Raw genomic sequence first — 15,894 nt, 5'->3', positions numbered from 1 at the left:
CGCCTCAGGCGTAGATATAACCACCTGAAACGATTACGTTTTCCCCGGTCATGTAGGTGTTCTTCGGGCCGCCCGTCATGAGCACCCATTCGGCGATCTCGGTCGGCTCGGCGCCACGGCCGAGCGGGCTTGCCTTGGCCAGTTCCTCCAGGAAGCCGAGGGCCTTTGCCTTCTCCGTGGCCATTCCGGCCGGTGCCACCGAATTCACCAGGATCCCGTCCTTGGCGACGTGATGGGCGAAGGAGCGCGTCAGGCTGACGACGGCGGCCTTGGTCGCCGCGTAATGGGCGTTCTGCGGATGCGCCTTGAAAGCGTCGACGGAGGTCAGGTTGACGATGCGGCCGCGGACATGCGCCTTCGGTTCCTGCGCCTGCATATGGCGAACCGCCGCCACCATCATGTGGTAGGTGCCCTTGATGTTGATGCCGTTGGAGGCATCCCAATCGGCGTCGCTGATTTCCAGAAGCGGACGGCGCGGATAGATCGCGGCACAATTGATCAGCGTGTCGACGCGCCCGAGTTTCGCAACGATAGCCTCGAAGGCGGTGTGGCATTGCGATCCGACCTGGATGTCGCATGCCGCCGCCGCTGTCGGCAGGCCCTTGGCCTTTGCCGTTGCGAGCGCGGATTGGGCCGCCTCCTGGTTGATGTCGATGATGCCGATCTTTGCCGCCCCGGCTTCCACAGCCATCTCGGCCAGGAGGGCGCCAAGGCCGGCGCCGCCGCCAACGATCAGAACGGAAAGATCCTTCATTTAAAGTTTTCCTTACTTGGTGCCGCTTGGCGAGGTCGGCCAGGTCGGCATGATGTCGAAACGGGTGACGTCGGCCCATGCAGGCAGCGCAAGCACGGCGACGACCATCTGGGCCACGTCCTCCGGCTGCACGACTTTGCTGGCGTACATGGCGGCACGCGCCTTGGCGTCGAGGATGTCCTGGTAGAGCTGCGTCTCGACACGGCCGGCGACGATCTCGGTGACGCGTATGCCTGACGGGGAGAGGTCGGCGCGCAGTGCTGCGGCAAAGCCTGAAATCGCCGCCTTGGTGGCTGCATAGACGGCGATGTTGGAGAAGGCCGCGTGGCCGGCGACGGAGCCGGTGAACAATATATGGCCGGACTGCCGCTCGCGCATCTGCGGCACGACAAGGCGGGTGAGCAGGATCGCCGCGCTGAGGTTCACCTCCAGCGTGGTGTCGATGTCCGATATCTTCATGTCGGCGAAATTGCCGAGCGGCGGCATGATCCCGGCATTGTTGATCAGCACGTCGATGGTGAGATCCGCCAGGACCGCCTCCAGCGCCTCGCGGTCGGTGACGTCGACGGCGATCGGCACGATGCCCGGACGCTCGGCCTGCAACGCCTTGAGCGCGGCCTGGCTGCGCCCGACGGCATAGACGTCATAGCCGGCATCGCTCAACGCGATGGCCATGGCCCGCCCGATGCCGCTTGTCGCTCCTGTGATGAAGGCTGTCGTCACCTGGGCTTCCCCATTTGCGGCTTCCCCGTTTGCCTGGATTTCAGTGTGCGGCGCCGGCCGGCGCTGCGAAACCAAGAAAACCAGCAAAAAGGAAAGATAAACTTTCGAATTCTCTTTTCCCGTTCGAAAACCGGGCAGGTGATCACCCCGGTGCCGAGGCTGCAAATCCGGCAAAACGGTGGGAAAACGGCGGTCTAAGCCTGCCAAAAACGGTTTCGGCCAGCCGGCGGCGCAAAAACATGGCTTTCGCAATGTATCGCTAATCTGGTCGCCGCCGAAGGCCGGCGCGATCGATGCCGCCGAGCCTTATCCGCCGGTCGGGGAGGGCCTCTTCATATCGGTGAACAGCGAGGCGGCCGCCGCCTTCTGCTCGGCCTCCGTCGCCTCGACGCCGGAGGCCCGGGCCAGCGCTCGCACGCGCCCGAGGCTGTTGTGCAGATGCTTGCGCATGGCCTGGCGCGCGGCGCGACCGTCCTGCCTTTCGATAGCATCGACGATGGCTTTGTGCTCATTGTGGATGCGCGTGTAGTAGCTGTCCTTGCGCTCAGGCGTGACCACGTAGCCGAGTTGGAAGCGCGGAACGATCATCGGCCTGAGATAGGCGAGGAAACCGTGGATGAATTCATTGCGCGCGGCCCTGGCGATCGCCAGGTGGAAATCATAATCGTAGTGGATCTGGACGATGGCCGGATCCGCCTGCTGGGCGTCGACCTGTTCCATCAGCGCGCGGATGTCGTTTGCCTCCGCGTCGGTTCGCCGTTCCGCGCAGAGCCCGGCGGACTCCACTTCGACACTCAACCTCAGCTCGAGCAAGGCGATGGTTTCCGGCAAGGTCCTGAGCGCCTCGTCCGGGATCGAGAAATTGCGCGGCGCCGGCGTTTCACTGACAAACATGCCGCGCCCTTGCTGCGGCACCACCATGCCGTCGGAGCGCAATCGCGCCACCGCTTCGCGCACCACCGTGCGGCTGACATCGTATTCGGCGCAAAGCTCCGCCTCGGTCGGCAATTGCGCGCCGGGAAGCAGCTGTCCGGTAAGGATCTTTTCCGACAGGCTCTCCGCCACGACAGTGGAAAGCGGCTTGCGCTTCGTCATCAGTCTCCCTCTAGACTCTTTCTTTTGACGCAATTCCGGACGGAAAACCGCTCACACTTTTCCTGGAATTGCTCTAGCCAGATTCGCGATGATGCCCGAACCGGCAGAACCATTCAAACCGCCGCGGTGACGATCAGCTCGACCAGCATGCCGGGCTTGGCCATCCGTCCTTCGCCGGAAGACCGCGCCGGCGCATGCTCTTTCGGCATCCAGGCATCCCACACGGTGTTGACCTCGTCGAAATCCCTGACGTCATCCAGCCACATCTGCACATGCAGGATGCGGGTCTTGTCCGTGCCTGCCTTGGCCAGCAGCGCATCGATCTTGCCGAGCACCTCGCGCATCTGGTCGGCGGCGGACTGGCCGGGTCTCGCGACCTGGCCGGTAAGGTAGAGCGTGCCATTGTGGATGACGCCGTGATGGATGCGGGTATCGAAGTCGAAACGCTGGATGTCGCTCACGGATTTTTCCCTCGTCACATTGCCGACGTTTGCCGGATGGGATTGCCTTGCAGGTACTGCGCATAAGGGGCCTGAACGAGCCAGCCGGCGTCGACAGGTAAGGTAACGCCGGTGATCGACGCCGCGCGGTCCGAGCAGAGGAACAGGGCCGCCTCGGCAACGTCACGCGGCTCGACGAAGCGGCGCAAGGCCGTGGTCGCCTGGATCGCCTCGGGGTTGCGCTCGCCCTTGGCGATCCTGGCCTTCAACCCGTCGGACAGCGTGTAGCCGGGCGCCACCGCATTGACGCGCACGCCGTGCGGGCCAAGCTCGGCTGCGAGGATTTGGGTGAGCGCCAGGACAGCGTGCTTTCCGGGCGTGTAGGCCGGCAGCGACAGCGGTGCGAAGGAGGCGAGCGAGCCGACATTCAGGATGGCGCCGCGCCCTGCCGCCGACATCAGCCGGCCGAACACCTGGCAGCCCAGCAGCGTGCCGCGATAGTTCACCCGCCACATCTTCTCGTCCTCGTCCAGGTCCTGGTCGAGCACATGCTTCCCGCCCTGCAGGATGCCGGCGCAGTTGACGACGATTTCAGGCGTGCCGAACGTATCGCTGACAGCTTCGGCCAGTTCCGCCACCGAGGCGGCCTCGGCGACATCGGTCTGGACAAACACAGCACGCGGCGCGCCCGCCACCTCGCAGGCGCTGGCCGCCTCCTTGCCCCGTACCACGTCCCGGCCGGCGACGACCACCTGGTAGCCGTCCTCGGCAAAGCGCAAGGCAATCGCGCGGCCTATGCCGGAGGTGCCGCCGATGACGACGGCCGTCAATGTCTCAGCCATGGCTGCGATCCCTGCGCTCGATGTCGAAGAATTCGGCCATGGCTTCAACCTGGAAGTCCATCATCGGGCGTCCGGGCTGGACGCGGCAGCCGATCGCTTTCGCTGCCTTCAGCAGAGCCGTCTCGGCCGGTTCCATGATGATGTCGACGACCGTCATGTCCGGCGTCAGCTTCTTCACATCCATGGGCAGCGGATCGCTGGCCCTCAGCCCGGAGGGCGTGGCGTTGATCGCCATGTCCATGCCGGACGGATCGGGCTGGCCGACCTCGATACGGCATTTTGGAAAAGATTTGCCGACCAGCGCGGCGAGCTTCTCGGCGCGTCCCCTGTCGAGGTCGGTCAGCCGGATTTCCGCCGCGCCTTCCTCGGCCAGGCAGTAGGTCAGCGAAGCGCCGGCGCCGCCGGCGCCGACCTGGAGAATGCGGCGGCCGGCGATCTGGTGCCCGCCCGCCTTCAGCCCGTCGATGAAGCCGACGCCGTCGAAATTGTCAGCGTACCAGCTTCCATCGGGCAGGCGCCGCACGGAATTGGCGCTCTCGACCCGCGCCGCGCGGTCATGCGCGGCGGAACACTTGTGATAGACCGCGACTTTGTACGGCACGGAGATGATGACGCCGCGAATGTTCTCGGCCGCCGTAAGGCCGGCCCAGAAGGTGTCGAAATCCTCGGGACGGCAGCTCAGCGGCACCATAAGGCTGTCGAGACCCTTCTGCTCGAAGATCTCGTTGAACATGCCGGGGCTCTTGGCATGGCCCACGGGATGGGCCAGCATGACGAAGACATCGGCCTTGCCGGTTCCGCGCATCGATTTATTCCTTTCCGTTTGACAGTTCATGATCGCTCAGCATCTCGAGCGCCTTGACGAGGGACGAGTGGTCGGCCTCCGCGCCGCCCGGTCGCGCCGCGCAGGGTGCGGTTCAGCACCGTGACGATCTCATGCCCGGCACCGGCGAGATGGCGCGCCATCGGCGCTCCCATGACGCCAAGCCCGATGAAGCCGATCTTCATGTCCAAACTCCCAAGCAGGCATCGCTGGTGAAACCGGCCTTGCGGCCAAAGTCAGCCATATGATATAGGACATCATACAAATTTCAATGCACCTTCTTTCACGGGAGACCGATCGCAGATGCAGGAGCGCCGCAACACTTTGAAGGCCGCCGTGGCGGCCGGCCGGGCTCACATCGGCATCTGGTGCTCGCTGGCTTCGGCCCTCACCACGGAGATCGTCGCGGGCTCCGGCGCCGGCTGGGTGCTGATCGATGGTGAGCATAGCCCCAACGATCTGCGCAGCATCATGGCGCAGCTCCAGGTCATGGGCGGCTTCGACAGCGAGGCGGTTGTCAGGCTGCCGTCCGACGACCCCAATCTGATCAAGCAGGCGCTCGATATCGGCGCGCGCAGCCTGATGATCCCAAATGTGCGCACGGCCGAGCAGGCCCGCGCCATTGTTGCAGCGATGACCTATGCGCCCGGCGGGTTTCGCGGCTTCTCGGTCGGTCACCGTGCAAACGCCTTCGGCCGCATCGCCGGCTATCACGCCAAGGCGCGCGAGCAGCAGCTTCTCGCCGTGCAGATCGAATGCGAGACGGGCGTGGCCAATGCCGCCGAGATCGCCGCCGTCGACGGCGTCGACGTGCTCTTCGTCGGCCCCGGTGACCTCTCGACCAATATGGGCGCGATGGGCAATCCGGGCGCCGCGCATGTGCAGGAGGCGATTGCCTCGGTGCGCAAGGCCGCCGCCGCTGCAGGCAAGGCCAGCGGCATCCTGGCGCCGGCAAAGGCCGATGCCGACCGCTATCTCGCCGGCGGCTTCACCATGGTTGCCGTTGGCTCGGACCTTGGCCTGTTGGCCCGGGGCTCGGACGCCCTGATCGCTTCATTCAACCAGTAGACCGGAGACAGACCGTGGCAATTCCTCCCTACAAGGCGCCGTCGCGCACTGCCTATGACATCGTCATCGTCGGCGGCGCTGTTGTCGGTTCGTCGACGGCCTATTGGCTGAGCCAGGCGCTGGGCAATGGCGCCTCGATCCTCGTGGTCGAGCGCGACTCGAGCTACACTTTCTCTTCCACCGCGCTCTCCACCAGCGCCATCCGCCAGCAATATTCCAATCCGATCAATGTGAAGATCAGCCAGTTCGGCATCGACATCATCCGCAATTTTCCGGAGCGGATGGCGCCGTTCTACAAGGATGAACCGGCGCCCGATCTCGGCTTCAAGGAATATGGCTATCTCTACTGTTGCTCACCCGAAGGCGTCGAAGCGGCGCGCGAGCGCGTCGACCTGCAGCGCAGCCTCGGCGCCCACACCGTCTTCCTCGAGCCAGGCCCGCTGAAGGAGCGTTTCCCCTGGCTCAATGTAGAGGATCTCGGCGGCGGCTCCTGGGGCTCGCGCGAAGAGGGCTGGTTCGATTCCATGGGGCTGCTCAACGGCTTCCGCCGCGCGGCGCGCGCCAGCGGCGTCGAATATATTGACAATGCCGTGACCGGACTGGACCTTGCCGACGGGCGCGTCGTCTCGGCCCGCCTTGCGACCGGCGAGACGATCTCCTGCGGAACCCTGGTCAATGCCGCCGGCCCACGTGCGCAACAGGTCGCCGCCATGGCTGGCCTGTCCATCCCGGTCGCGCCCTACAAGCGCTACAGCTTCGTCTTCGCCAGCGCCACTCCGATCCCCGGCCGCATGCCCAACGTCATCGACCTCTCCGGCACCTTCGTGCGTCCGGAAGGCGAGCTTTTCCTCACCGGCAACACGCCGCAGGGCGACGGCCCGGCCGACTATGACGACTTCGAAATGCACTTTGAGGAGTTCGACGATTACATCTGGCCGGCACTCTGGCACCGCATTCCGGCCTTCGATGCGCTGAAGGTCCAGACCAGTTGGACCGGCCACTACGAATACAACATGCTCGACCACAACGGCATCGTCGGTTTCCATCCGGAGGTGACCAACTTCATGTTCGCCAACGGCTTCTCCGGGCACGGGCTGCAACAGTCGCCGGCCGTGGGCCGCGCGGTCTCGGAACTCATCGTTCACGGCGCTTTCCAGACGCTCGATTTGTCGCCGTTCTGTTACGAGCGCATTGCGCGCAACGAACCGTTCTTGGAAGAAGCGGTGATCTGAGGCGAGGGCGCTGGACTTTGCCCGGCCCGGCGACGGCGGATGCGTGGGCGCCGTCGACTAGAAGCCCCGCTGCTGTTTCTGGTATCGTTTAACAAGCCGCTCCCGCTTCAGGCGGGAGAGCCGCTCGATCCAGAACTGCCCGTTGAGCTGGTCAATCTCGTGCTGGTGACAGACAGCGAGCAAGCCCTCGGCCTCCTCGACAGCTTCGTCGCCATGAAGGGTCTGGTAGCCGATACGGACACGCGCATGCCTTTCAATCTCGTCCGTGACCCCTGGCATGGATACGCTGCCTTCGATGTGCCGGATCATGTCGGTGGATGCCCAAAGAATGGTCGGGTTGACGTAGCTGCGCAGGCCCGCCGAGGGCGACAGTTCGAGGACGACCAGCCGCTTCAGGATGCCGATGTGAGGCGCGGTGATTCCGATGCCTGGAGCGGCGCGCATCGTGTCGGCGAGATCGCCGGCAAGCCGGTGCAGGTCTTCGTCAAAGACCGATATGGGCTCGGCGACGGAGCGTAGACGAAGGTCGGGAAATCTCACGATTGGCCGTATCGTCACATGTCACTCCCGCGCTCGGCAATCGCAGAGGCTAACGCCAGGCGATCGAGAGGCCAAGCCGGCTGGGCATTATGTCAGGCTTGAACGGCGAGCCGCTCTTGCTCCATCTCGGCCATGTCCTGGAAGCGGTCGGCGATGCGGGGATGGATGCGGCCGCCATCCGCCGCGCCGATGGCGACGACAATCTCGTCCGCGGCCGGACCGTCGGCGATCTGGAAGTTGGCGGTGATGAAATGCGAGCGGCGGCCGTTCTCGCTCTTGTGCATCATCGGCAGCGACAGCAGCGCGCCCGGCGCGTTGCGTGTGTTGCAGAATTCGAGATAGGTCGTGCCGCCGACGGCATCGCGGAACACGTTGCCGAAGCGCAGCGTGTGGATCAGCGCCGAAGCGTGCTCGATCTCGCCTGATGTGCCGACGGCTGCGGCCTTGCCGTAGCTTTCGATGCGCTCGGCCGGCATCATTTCGAGCAGCCGGCGCGTGAGTTCATGTCCCAACCGTGGAGCTATGGCGGTAATCTCCGGCCGCAGGTTCTCAACGAAGCCGCGCCCGGCCCATGGATTGCGCACTATGGCGGCGAGGACGATCGATGTCACCGGCCTGGCGGCTGCCTTGCCGCCTTCGAGATGCACTTCCTCGATAAAGGTGCAGATTTTTCGCAATTCCATGGTTCAGGCCCCTGTTGGTCATACCCAGCCTAGTCAGTGCCAATCGGCGGGTATTCCTCCGGTTCGTAGGAAGAATCGGCGTGCGCCCCGCTTGGAAGCGGTGTAGCGTTCGTATATCCGCGACGGCTTAAATTCGCCCTTCGCGAGTGGCGGAAAATCACCGTGGACCACGAGTCGCAAATTCTCTCCTTGCGGGACGCCGCCAGCCTCATCAATTCGGGCGGCGATCTCCAGTCCGTGCTGCGCGATCTCGTGCTGGCCGCCTGCCGTCATGCCCAATGGACGTTGGGCTCGATCATGGGCATCGACGCCCCGCACGGCCACGCCTATGTCATCGTGCGCCACGACCCGACGCTCATTCACCGTACGCTGCCGGACCGCTGGGAACTGGCCACCAGTCCTTCGATCGTTGCGCTCAACCGCAATGAGCCGGTCTATATCAGGGACGCGCGGGTGTCGGAGGAGTTTCCGGGCTATCGCCGCGAGGCCTTCGAGCGCGACTACCGCAGCGTGCTGGTCATGCCGATGAACTGCGTCGACGAGGAGGGCCGGCCGATGGTGCTGACCGTCGTCTCGCGCGAAATCACCGAAGTGACGGCGCAGGATATCGCCTTCATCGGCATGATCGTGCATCTGGGCGAGATCGCGGTCGAGAAGCAGCATCGGCTGCGCCAGGAGAAGCAGGCCGGCGAACGCCTGCAGCGCGCGCTTTCGGCGCACACCTCGCTTCTGCAGCAGGCCTTGTCGGACGGGTCGGTGGTCTCGCTCGCCGAGAAGGTCAGCGATCTCCTGCCCAATCCGGTGGTGGTGATCGATTTCCATGCCAATCTGGTCGTGGCCGGCCGTTCCCCAAGCGAGGCGCATTTCGACGCCGCCTCGTGGCAGCAGGCGGTGAGCGGAACACTCAGCCGGCAGATCTTCAAGATAGCGCGCGGCGCGTCCGACGGACGCCACACCGAGACGCTGTTCGTCGATGACGGCAAGCGCCAGCTCAAGCTTTCGGTGCGCATCGAGCCGCTTACCATCGATGCCGAAGTGGTTGGCGCGCTGATGATTTTCCCCACGCCGCAGGCATCGGGCCAGCTCGACCAGATGCTGCTCGACAGCACCAAATTCGCGCTCAGCGTGCAGATGATGCGCAGCTTCGTGCGCTTCCGCTTCGAGACGCGTTCGCTGACCGAACTGTTTCTGGAAGTGGTCGAGCGCCGTTGGCGCGACGAGGCCGACATCGTCAATCGCGCACGCCGTCTGGGGCTCGACTTGACGGCGGCCCACAAGATGATCGTCGTCGATCTCGCCGAGCAGGTGAAGGACGGTGCCATCGGCCTTGCCGATCCGCATCATGCGCTGGTGCGTCTGCTTCAGCAGGCCGGCATTGCCGGCACCGCGATCGCGGTGGAAGACGGCCTTGTCTGCCTGGTTCCGGCCGATGCCGGGCAGGACGGCGCGCGCCTCGCGAAATTGCCGCACCGGATCGCGGCCGAGCTTGGCCGCTATTTCGAAGGCGAGCCGGTGGTGGTGCTGTCCGAAGCCTGTGCCGCGCTGGCCGACTATCCCATCGCCTGGGAGCGGTGCCGCCGCATGATTCGGATCGGCCGTTCCTTCGGGCGCACCGGTGTTTTTGCCGGCCAGGATTTCGGTCCGCTGCCGATATTGGTCGCTGCCGCCGACGCCCCTGACGTGCGCGGCTTCGTCGAGGACAGTGTCGGCGCCCTGATCGCGCATGACCGCGACCACGGCACGCCCTATCTCGACACGCTGTTTGCCTATTTGCGGGAGGGCTGCCGCAGCCAGGCCTGCGCCGACGCCATCGGCCTGCACGTCACCACCTTGCGCTATCGCCTGTCGCGCATGGAGGAACTGTTCGGGATCAAGCTCGACACGCCCGAACAGCGCTTCGCGGTCGAACTTGCGATCCGTCTCAGCGGCATCATCGACAGCCGCGTGCCGGCAGCCCGCTAGAAGCCACTCCATCCCGACACCGCTGCCGCTGCCAAGCATTCGCTGCCGGGCACGGGCTCGCCGTGGCCGTGCTTGCTCGGGATGGCAGCAGCGCTCCATGACATCTTTCCTACAGACCGGAGGAAGAACGCCGGCCGGCTCCTGCCTAGCTTTCATCCGACACTATGGAGGAAAGCAATGGCGGACGCGGTGGCACAAAGGACGATCGACCCGATCGCCTTGCGTCGTGCCTTCGGCACTTTCGTCACCGGCGTCACCGTCATCACCACGCGCGACTGCGACGGCAATCCGCGCGGCATGACCGCCAACTCCTTCACCTCGGTCTCGCTTGATCCGCCATTGCTGCTGGTCTGCGTCGGCAAGGCGGCGGCGAGCTTTCCCGCCTTCAACGAAACGCGGTCCTTCGCGGTCAATTTCCTGCATGAAGGCCAGGTTGACGTCTCGTCTGTGTTCGCGTCGAAGGCGGCGGACAAGTTCCAGTCGGTCAACCATGATCGCGCCCACACCGGCGCGCCGATCCTCACCGACAGCCTGACATGGTTCGACTGCACCGTTCACAACCGCATCGAAGCCGGCGACCACATCATCCTGATCGGCCAGGTCCAGGCTTTCGGCACCAGCCCATCGGCGCCGCTCGGATTTTGCCGCGGCCGATACGCCAGCGTCAAGGATCCGCTGCCCGCCGGCTGGCTGGCCTCGCAGGACATGATCATCGGCTATCTGGTCGAAGCGGGGAACCGCATCCTCTTGCGCAGCGATGGCAAGGGAGGCTGGGTGCTGCCGACCGCGCGGCGCCGCAAGGCCGACAGCCAACTTGTGCTGGATGGTGGCGAGGCGCTGAGCCTCGTCCCGGAAAACACCTTCCTCTATTCGGTGTTCGACGTCGCCGACAGCGACCCCGGTTATCTGATCTACCGCGCCGAACTGAGCCGTGAGAGCACTGAAGCAGCACTTCCGGACGGCCACGCCTTCTTTGCCGTCGATGCGCTGCCCTATGAGCGGATCGCCACGCATGAATTGCGCGCCATGCTGCGCCGCTATGCGCGCGAGCGCCAGGACAAGCGCTTCGGCATCTACATCGACACCGGTGACGGCGGCCGCGTGGCCATGATCGACGGCCAGTCGCAATCGTGGACGCAGGCCGCGTCCGAATGATCCACGCAGGACAGACAGCATGAAAACGACCGTCGCATCGCTCGAAGGCTCGCGCCAGAACCTGTTCATCAACGGCGCGTTCGTGGCGCCCAGGAGCGGGCAGTACATCGAGAGTTTCGACCCGACCACCGGCAAGCCCTGGTATCAGTTCGCCGAGGCCGGCGCCGAGGATGTCGGCGCGGCCGTCGAGGCCGCGCGTTCCGCTTTCGCCAATCCAGCCTGGCGACGTATGACCCAGACCGACCGGGGCAAGCTTGTTCGCCGGCTGGCGGAGCTGGTGCTGGAGCACGCCGACGAACTGGCGCTGATCGAGACGCGCGACAATGGCAAGTTGCTGAAGGAAATGCGGGCGCAGATGCGCGCCATGCCCGACAGCTACACCTATTTCGCCGGCATGGCCGACAAGCTGCTCGGCGACACGATTCCTGTCAACAAGCTCGACATGCTCAACTTCAACCTGCGCGAGCCGATCGGCGTCGTCGGCATGATCACACCGTGGAACTCGCCGCTGATGCTGCTTACCGGCACGCTGGCGCCATGCCTGGCGCTCGGCAACACGGTGGTCGTCAAGCCGTCCGAGCATGCCAGTGCGTCCACGCTGGCTCTGGCCGAACTGATCATGGAGGCCGGTTTCCCGGCCGGCGTCGTCAATGTCGTGACCGGCACGGGTGCTGTGGCCGGCGACGCGCTGACGCGCCATCCTGGCATTGCAAAACTCGTCTTCACCGGCTCGACGGTGACCGGTCGGCGGATTGCCGCCAATGCGGCGCAGAATCTCATTCCCTGCTCGATGGAACTTGGTGGCAAATCCCCTCACGTCATCTTCGGTGATGTCGATATCGAGCATGCCGTGAATGGCGTGGTCTCCGGTGTCTTCGCGGCCGCGGGCCAGAGCTGCGTCGCCGGTTCGCGCTGTTTCGTCGAGGCCAGCGTCCATGACCGTTTCGTCGAGGCGCTGGTCGAGCGCACGAGGCGGGTGCGGGTCGGGCTGCCTATGCTGGAGGACACCGACATAGGCCCGCTGGCGCTGTCGGCGCAGCTTGCAAAGGTGGAAGGCTATGTCGCTTCCGGCGTGCGTCAGGGCGCCCGGATCGCGGTCGGCGGCCGGCGGCCTCAGGCGGCCGAGCTTGCCGGCGGCTGGTATTTCGAGCCGACCGTGATGACCGATGCCGACAACGGCATGGAGTTCATGCAGGAGGAATTGTTCGGTCCCGTCGTCGGCGTCATGCCGTTCTCGTCGGAAGACGAAATGATCCGGCTCGCCAACGACACACGCTATGGCCTCGCCTCCGGCATCTGGACACGGGACATCAACCGCGCGCTGCGTTTCGCCAGGAATGTCGAGGCCGGCACGGTCTGGATCAACACCTACCGCGCGTCCTCCTTCATGTCCGCCAATGGCGGCTTCAAGGAGAGCGGTTACGGGCGGCGCGGCGGCTTCGACGCCATGGAGGAGTTCTCGCGCCTGAAGAACGTCGTCATCGACTACTCGGGCGCCATGCAGGACCCGTTCGTTATCCGCCTTCGCTGACCAGAACCCGACACACTGGGGAGACCGACATGAAATTCGCCGTTTCGCTGACCATGGAACGCTTCTCGCCCGACATGCCGATGTCGAAGGTGAAGAGCAATCTGCTCGAGCTGGCGCGCCTGGCCGACGAGGGCGGCTTCGAGACGCTGTGGACGGCGGAGCATCATACGATCGAATGCACGATCTCGCCCAACCCACTGATGACGCTGACCTGGCTTGCCCAGCATACCGAGCAGATCCGGCTTGGCACCTCGACGCTGGTCGCGCCCTATTGGAGCCCGATCAGGCTGGCGGGGGAGGCCGCGCTCTGCGATCACCTGACGGGCGGGCGGCTGGAGTTCGGCATCGCGCGCGGCTCCTATCAGTATGAATTCGACCGCATGGCCGGCGGCATGCCGCAGCAGGAAGGCGTGGCCTATCTGAAGGAACTCGTGCCGGCGGTGAAGAAACTGTGGGCGCAGGATTATGCCCATGACGGTCACTACTGGAAGTTCCCGCTCGCCGCCGGCGTGCCAAAGCCCCTGCAGAAGCCGCATCCGCCGATCTGGGTGGCGGCGCGAGACCCGGGCACATTCGACTGGGCCGTCGGCATCGGCGCCTCGATCCTGTCGACGCCCTTGTCGGCGCCGGCGGCGGAAATCGCCGTGCTCGGCGAGAAATTCCGCAAGGCCGTTGCCGATCATCCGGAGGTGCCGCGCCCGCGGCTGATGATGCAGCGGCGCACCTGCGTCTACGAACGGGCGCAGGACTGGGAGATCGCCGTCGGGCATGCCATCGACTACGGCCGCGCCTTCGAGAACCTGTTCCAGAACATCGGCACCGTGCAAAACGGCTTCCCCGAAGCCGTCCCCTACGAGAGCGTCAAGGGCAAGGACAATTACAATCCCGAGAACATCCGCCGCAACCTGATGTTCGGCACGCCGGACGAGGTGATCGAGAAGCTGCTCGACTATGAAGCGGCGGGTGTCGACCAATACTGCCTCGGCCTGACGTTCAACCTGCCGTTCGAGCTGCAGAAGAAGACGATCAAGCTGTGGGTCGACGAGGTGATGCCGGTCTTTGCCGCGCGCGAGCGCGACAAGGTGCGTCAGGCGGCGAGGGCGTGATCATGGCGCGCTCCGGCCAGCTCGATGTCGAAGGCGTGCTGCTCAACTGGCGCCTGGACGGCGAGGGCGGCGTGCCGCTGGTCTGCATCCATGGCGTCGGCTCCTACCTCGAAGCCTGGAATGGCGTGGCCGGGCGGCTGAAGGATCGCTTCGCGGTCCTCACCTTCGACCTGCGTGGCCATGGCCGCTCCAGCCGGGTCAAAGGCCGCTACGAGATCGACGATTTCGTCGGCGAGACATTGGCGCTGGCCGACCATGTCGGGTTCGCCACCTTTCATCTGGCCGGGTTTTCGCTGGGTGGCCTGATCGCACAGCGCCTGGCGCTGACGCATGCCGAACGCCTGCAGAAACTGGTGTTGCTGTCGACGGTCGCCGGCCGCACGCCTGAGGAGCGGCACGCGGTGCGCGGCCGGCTGGCGGCGCTGATGGCGAGCGATGCCTCGGCGCATCACGCCGCCTCGCTGTCGCGTTGGTTGACGGAGGATTTTCAGGACAGCAACCCGGAGGTCATCGCCGAGCTGCGCCGGCGGGACGCCGAGAACGATCGTGACTGTTACGCGGCGGCCTATCGCGTTCTCGCCGAGACCGATTTTGGCGGCATTCTCGACCGCATCACCTGCCCGACACTGATCGTAACCGGTGAGGACGACCAGGGTTCCAGCCCGCGCATGGCGCGGCTGATGCACGAGCAGGTGCAGGGCTCCGAGCTCGCCATCCTGCCTGGGCTTCGCCATTCGATCCTTATCGAGGCGCCGGCTCTCGTCGCTGGCACGATGGCCGACTTCCTGCTGGGCGTCGGTCGCACGAGAGGGGCCGTCGCGCATGGGTAGCAGTCTTCGCGGAGCAGGTGAGGGCATCTCGCCGGCAACAGGCCAAAGCTTTCCCCGTGAGCGAGGGAATGACCGCTGCAAACATCCTCCGCGGCAGCGGAAGACCAGACCGGCTCGGGCATCGCTAAATCCGCCAGCCGTCCGGAGGATGCCGACCTCGTCGGCGAGGGATTGCGAGATCATGGCCGGCCGAACGGCCATGAACGTGAGTGAATGAACAACAACAGGGGAATACGCACATGACAATCTGGAACAGACGACAGCTGACGATGGCAGCACTGGCGCTTGCGCTTGGCGCATATCCTGCTCACGCCGGCGCGGTGCTCGATCGCGTGATGGCGGCGGGCACGCTCAAGGTGGCGACCGATGCCAACTGGGCGCCGCAGTCCTTCGTGAATGCCAGCAATGAGCTGGACGGCTTCGATGTCGACGTCGCCAAGGCGATCGGCGAGCACCTCGGCGTCAAGGTCGAATTCATCACGCCCGGCTGGGACATCATCACCGCCGGCAACTGGGCAGGGCGCTGGGACATGCATGCCGGCTCGATGACCCCGACCAAGAAGCGCGCCGAGATCTTCGATTTTCCGGCGGTCTACTATTACACTCCGGCGGCCGTTGCCGTGCACAAGGACAGCAAGGCCAAGACGCTGGCCGATCTCGACGGCAAAGTGGTCGGCGCCACCAGCACCTCCACTTTCGAGGCCTATGCCAAGAAGGATCTGACGCTCGACGCCGCCGGCGCGCCGCCCTTCGAGTACAAGCTCAACCCGAAGGAGGTCCACTCCTACGAGAATTCGACGACCGCCTTTGACGACCTTCGCCTCGGCGACGGCGTGCGTCTCGACGCGGTGGTCTCTTCGCTGCCGTCGATCCTCGATGCTGAGAAGGCAGGCTACCCGATCAAGCAGGTGGGCGATCCGGTCTTCTACGAACCGCTGGCAATCGCCATCGAGCGCGGCGATCCGGAACTGTCCGCCAAGATCGCCGACGCCGTGAAGGCGATGAAGGCGGACGGCACGCTGAGCAAGCTATCGGAAAAGTGGTACGGCCAGGATTATTCGAAGACGAACTAGCTCCCTTCAAAGGCGGCCTGCCTCGGGGCAGGCCGCC

General features: G+C 64.9%; 17 protein-coding genes. 8 read left to right on the top strand and 9 right to left on the bottom strand.

Annotated features, from left to right (window positions below):
* Positions 1-4 precede the first annotated feature (4 nt).
* The 7 genes from JN279_RS30995 to JN279_RS38960 form a co-directional block, all read right to left on the bottom strand.
* On the bottom strand, positions 5-754 hold the full coding sequence (locus JN279_RS30995; RefSeq protein WP_202351075.1) for an SDR family NAD(P)-dependent oxidoreductase: 750 nt from the start codon (positions 752-754) through the stop codon (positions 5-7).
* A 12-nt stretch (positions 755-766) separates the two neighbouring features.
* A complete protein-coding gene (locus tag JN279_RS30990) occupies positions 767-1,477 on the bottom strand; it encodes an SDR family oxidoreductase (RefSeq protein ID WP_202351074.1) in 711 nt (236 codons plus the stop codon).
* A gap of 306 nt (positions 1,478-1,783) precedes the next feature.
* Complete coding sequence (locus JN279_RS30985) at positions 1,784-2,572, bottom strand: FadR/GntR family transcriptional regulator (RefSeq protein ID WP_202351073.1); 789 nt, start codon at positions 2,570-2,572, stop codon at positions 1,784-1,786.
* Positions 2,573-2,685: 113 nt separating this feature from the next.
* Positions 2,686-3,033, bottom strand: a complete 348-nt coding sequence (locus JN279_RS30980; protein ID WP_140696701.1) for a RidA family protein — start codon at positions 3,031-3,033, stop codon at positions 2,686-2,688.
* A 14-nt stretch (positions 3,034-3,047) separates the two neighbouring features.
* Positions 3,048-3,854: an SDR family NAD(P)-dependent oxidoreductase gene (locus JN279_RS30975; protein ID WP_202351072.1), complete on the bottom strand. Its 807-nt coding sequence runs from the start codon at positions 3,852-3,854 to the stop codon at positions 3,048-3,050.
* Entirely contained in the window at positions 3,847-4,659 is an 813-nt protein-coding gene (locus tag JN279_RS30970) for a shikimate dehydrogenase family protein (RefSeq protein ID WP_202351071.1), read from the bottom strand. The genes JN279_RS30975 and JN279_RS30970 overlap by 8 nt, the downstream gene beginning before the upstream one ends.
* A 26-nt stretch (positions 4,660-4,685) precedes the next feature.
* Positions 4,686-4,862: an NAD(P)-binding domain-containing protein gene (locus JN279_RS38960; protein WP_446720374.1), complete on the bottom strand. Its 177-nt coding sequence runs from the start codon at positions 4,860-4,862 to the stop codon at positions 4,686-4,688.
* A gap of 118 nt (positions 4,863-4,980) precedes the next feature.
* Between JN279_RS38960 and JN279_RS30960 the strand changes: the two genes are divergently transcribed.
* Entirely contained in the window at positions 4,981-5,745 is a 765-nt protein-coding gene (locus JN279_RS30960) for an HpcH/HpaI aldolase family protein (protein ID WP_202351070.1), read from the top strand.
* Between the two features lie 14 nt (positions 5,746-5,759).
* Entirely contained in the window at positions 5,760-6,977 is a 1,218-nt protein-coding gene (locus JN279_RS30955; protein ID WP_202351069.1) for an NAD(P)/FAD-dependent oxidoreductase, read from the top strand.
* Between the two features lie 57 nt (positions 6,978-7,034).
* Here the strand turns inward: JN279_RS30955 and JN279_RS30950 are convergent, their stop codons facing one another.
* Positions 7,035-7,535, bottom strand: coding sequence for a peptide deformylase (locus JN279_RS30950; RefSeq protein ID WP_202351068.1), 501 nt, complete (start codon positions 7,533-7,535; stop codon positions 7,035-7,037).
* Positions 7,536-7,609: 74 nt separating this feature from the next.
* Positions 7,610-8,200 (bottom strand): amino acid synthesis family protein, encoded by a 591-nt coding sequence (locus JN279_RS30945; protein WP_202351067.1) that lies wholly within the window; start codon positions 8,198-8,200, stop codon positions 7,610-7,612.
* Positions 8,201-8,362: 162 nt separating this feature from the next.
* On the opposite strand from JN279_RS30945, the gene JN279_RS30940 reads away from it, so the two are divergent.
* The 6 genes from JN279_RS30940 (at position 8,363) to JN279_RS30915 (ending at position 15,857) form a co-directional block, all read left to right on the top strand.
* Positions 8,363-10,162: a helix-turn-helix domain-containing protein gene (locus JN279_RS30940; protein WP_202351066.1), complete on the top strand. Its 1,800-nt coding sequence runs from the start codon at positions 8,363-8,365 to the stop codon at positions 10,160-10,162.
* A gap of 177 nt (positions 10,163-10,339) precedes the next feature.
* The gene (locus tag JN279_RS30935; protein WP_202351065.1) at positions 10,340-11,317 is read left to right on the top strand and encodes a flavin reductase family protein; all 978 of its coding nucleotides are present in this window, start codon (positions 10,340-10,342) and stop codon (positions 11,315-11,317) included.
* 19 nt (positions 11,318-11,336) lie between these two features.
* A complete protein-coding gene (locus JN279_RS30930; RefSeq protein ID WP_202351064.1) occupies positions 11,337-12,848 on the top strand; it encodes an aldehyde dehydrogenase in 1,512 nt (503 codons plus the stop codon).
* Positions 12,849-12,877: 29 nt separating this feature from the next.
* Entirely contained in the window at positions 12,878-13,954 is a 1,077-nt protein-coding gene (locus JN279_RS30925) for an LLM class flavin-dependent oxidoreductase (protein ID WP_202351063.1), read from the top strand.
* A gap of 2 nt (positions 13,955-13,956) precedes the next feature.
* The gene (locus JN279_RS30920; RefSeq protein ID WP_202351062.1) at positions 13,957-14,784 is read left to right on the top strand and encodes an alpha/beta fold hydrolase; all 828 of its coding nucleotides are present in this window, start codon (positions 13,957-13,959) and stop codon (positions 14,782-14,784) included.
* 239 nt (positions 14,785-15,023) lie between these two features.
* Positions 15,024-15,857, top strand: coding sequence for a transporter substrate-binding domain-containing protein (locus JN279_RS30915; RefSeq protein ID WP_202351061.1), 834 nt, complete (start codon positions 15,024-15,026; stop codon positions 15,855-15,857).
* Positions 15,858-15,894 lie beyond the last annotated feature (37 nt).

It is taken from the genome of Mesorhizobium sp. 113-1-2 (assembly GCF_016756475.1).
GTDB lineage: Bacteria > Pseudomonadota > Alphaproteobacteria > Rhizobiales > Rhizobiaceae > Mesorhizobium > Mesorhizobium loti_C.
Note: the sequence above shows the minus strand (reverse complement) of the source record. Positions and strands in the feature narration are given on the sequence as shown.

Bases quoted from the DNA above. Each gene is read 5' to 3' on its own strand.
- JN279_RS30995 (WP_202351075.1), bottom strand. From the start codon at position 754: ATGAAGGATCTTTCCGTTCTGATCGTTGGCGGCGGCGCCGGCCTTGGC.
- JN279_RS30985 (WP_202351073.1), bottom strand. From the start codon at position 2,572: ATGACGAAGCGCAAGCCGCTTTCCACTGTCGTGGCGGAGAGCCTGTCG.
- JN279_RS30975 (WP_202351072.1), bottom strand. From the start codon at position 3,854: ATGGCTGAGACATTGACGGCCGTCGTCATCGGCGGCACCTCCGGCATA.
- JN279_RS30970 (WP_202351071.1), bottom strand. From the start codon at position 4,659: ATGCGCGGAACCGGCAAGGCCGATGTCTTCGTCATGCTGGCCCATCCC.
- JN279_RS38960 (WP_446720374.1), bottom strand. From the start codon at position 4,862: ATGAAGATCGGCTTCATCGGGCTTGGCGTCATGGGAGCGCCGATGGCG.
- JN279_RS30960 (WP_202351070.1), top strand. From the start codon at position 4,981: ATGCAGGAGCGCCGCAACACTTTGAAGGCCGCCGTGGCGGCCGGCCGG.
- JN279_RS30945 (WP_202351067.1), bottom strand. From the start codon at position 8,200: ATGGAATTGCGAAAAATCTGCACCTTTATCGAGGAAGTGCATCTCGAA.
- JN279_RS30935 (WP_202351065.1), top strand. From the start codon at position 10,340: ATGGCGGACGCGGTGGCACAAAGGACGATCGACCCGATCGCCTTGCGT.
- JN279_RS30930 (WP_202351064.1), top strand. From the start codon at position 11,337: ATGAAAACGACCGTCGCATCGCTCGAAGGCTCGCGCCAGAACCTGTTC.
- JN279_RS30925 (WP_202351063.1), top strand. From the start codon at position 12,878: ATGAAATTCGCCGTTTCGCTGACCATGGAACGCTTCTCGCCCGACATG.
- JN279_RS30920 (WP_202351062.1), top strand. From the start codon at position 13,957: ATGGCGCGCTCCGGCCAGCTCGATGTCGAAGGCGTGCTGCTCAACTGG.
- JN279_RS30915 (WP_202351061.1), top strand. From the start codon at position 15,024: ATGACAATCTGGAACAGACGACAGCTGACGATGGCAGCACTGGCGCTT.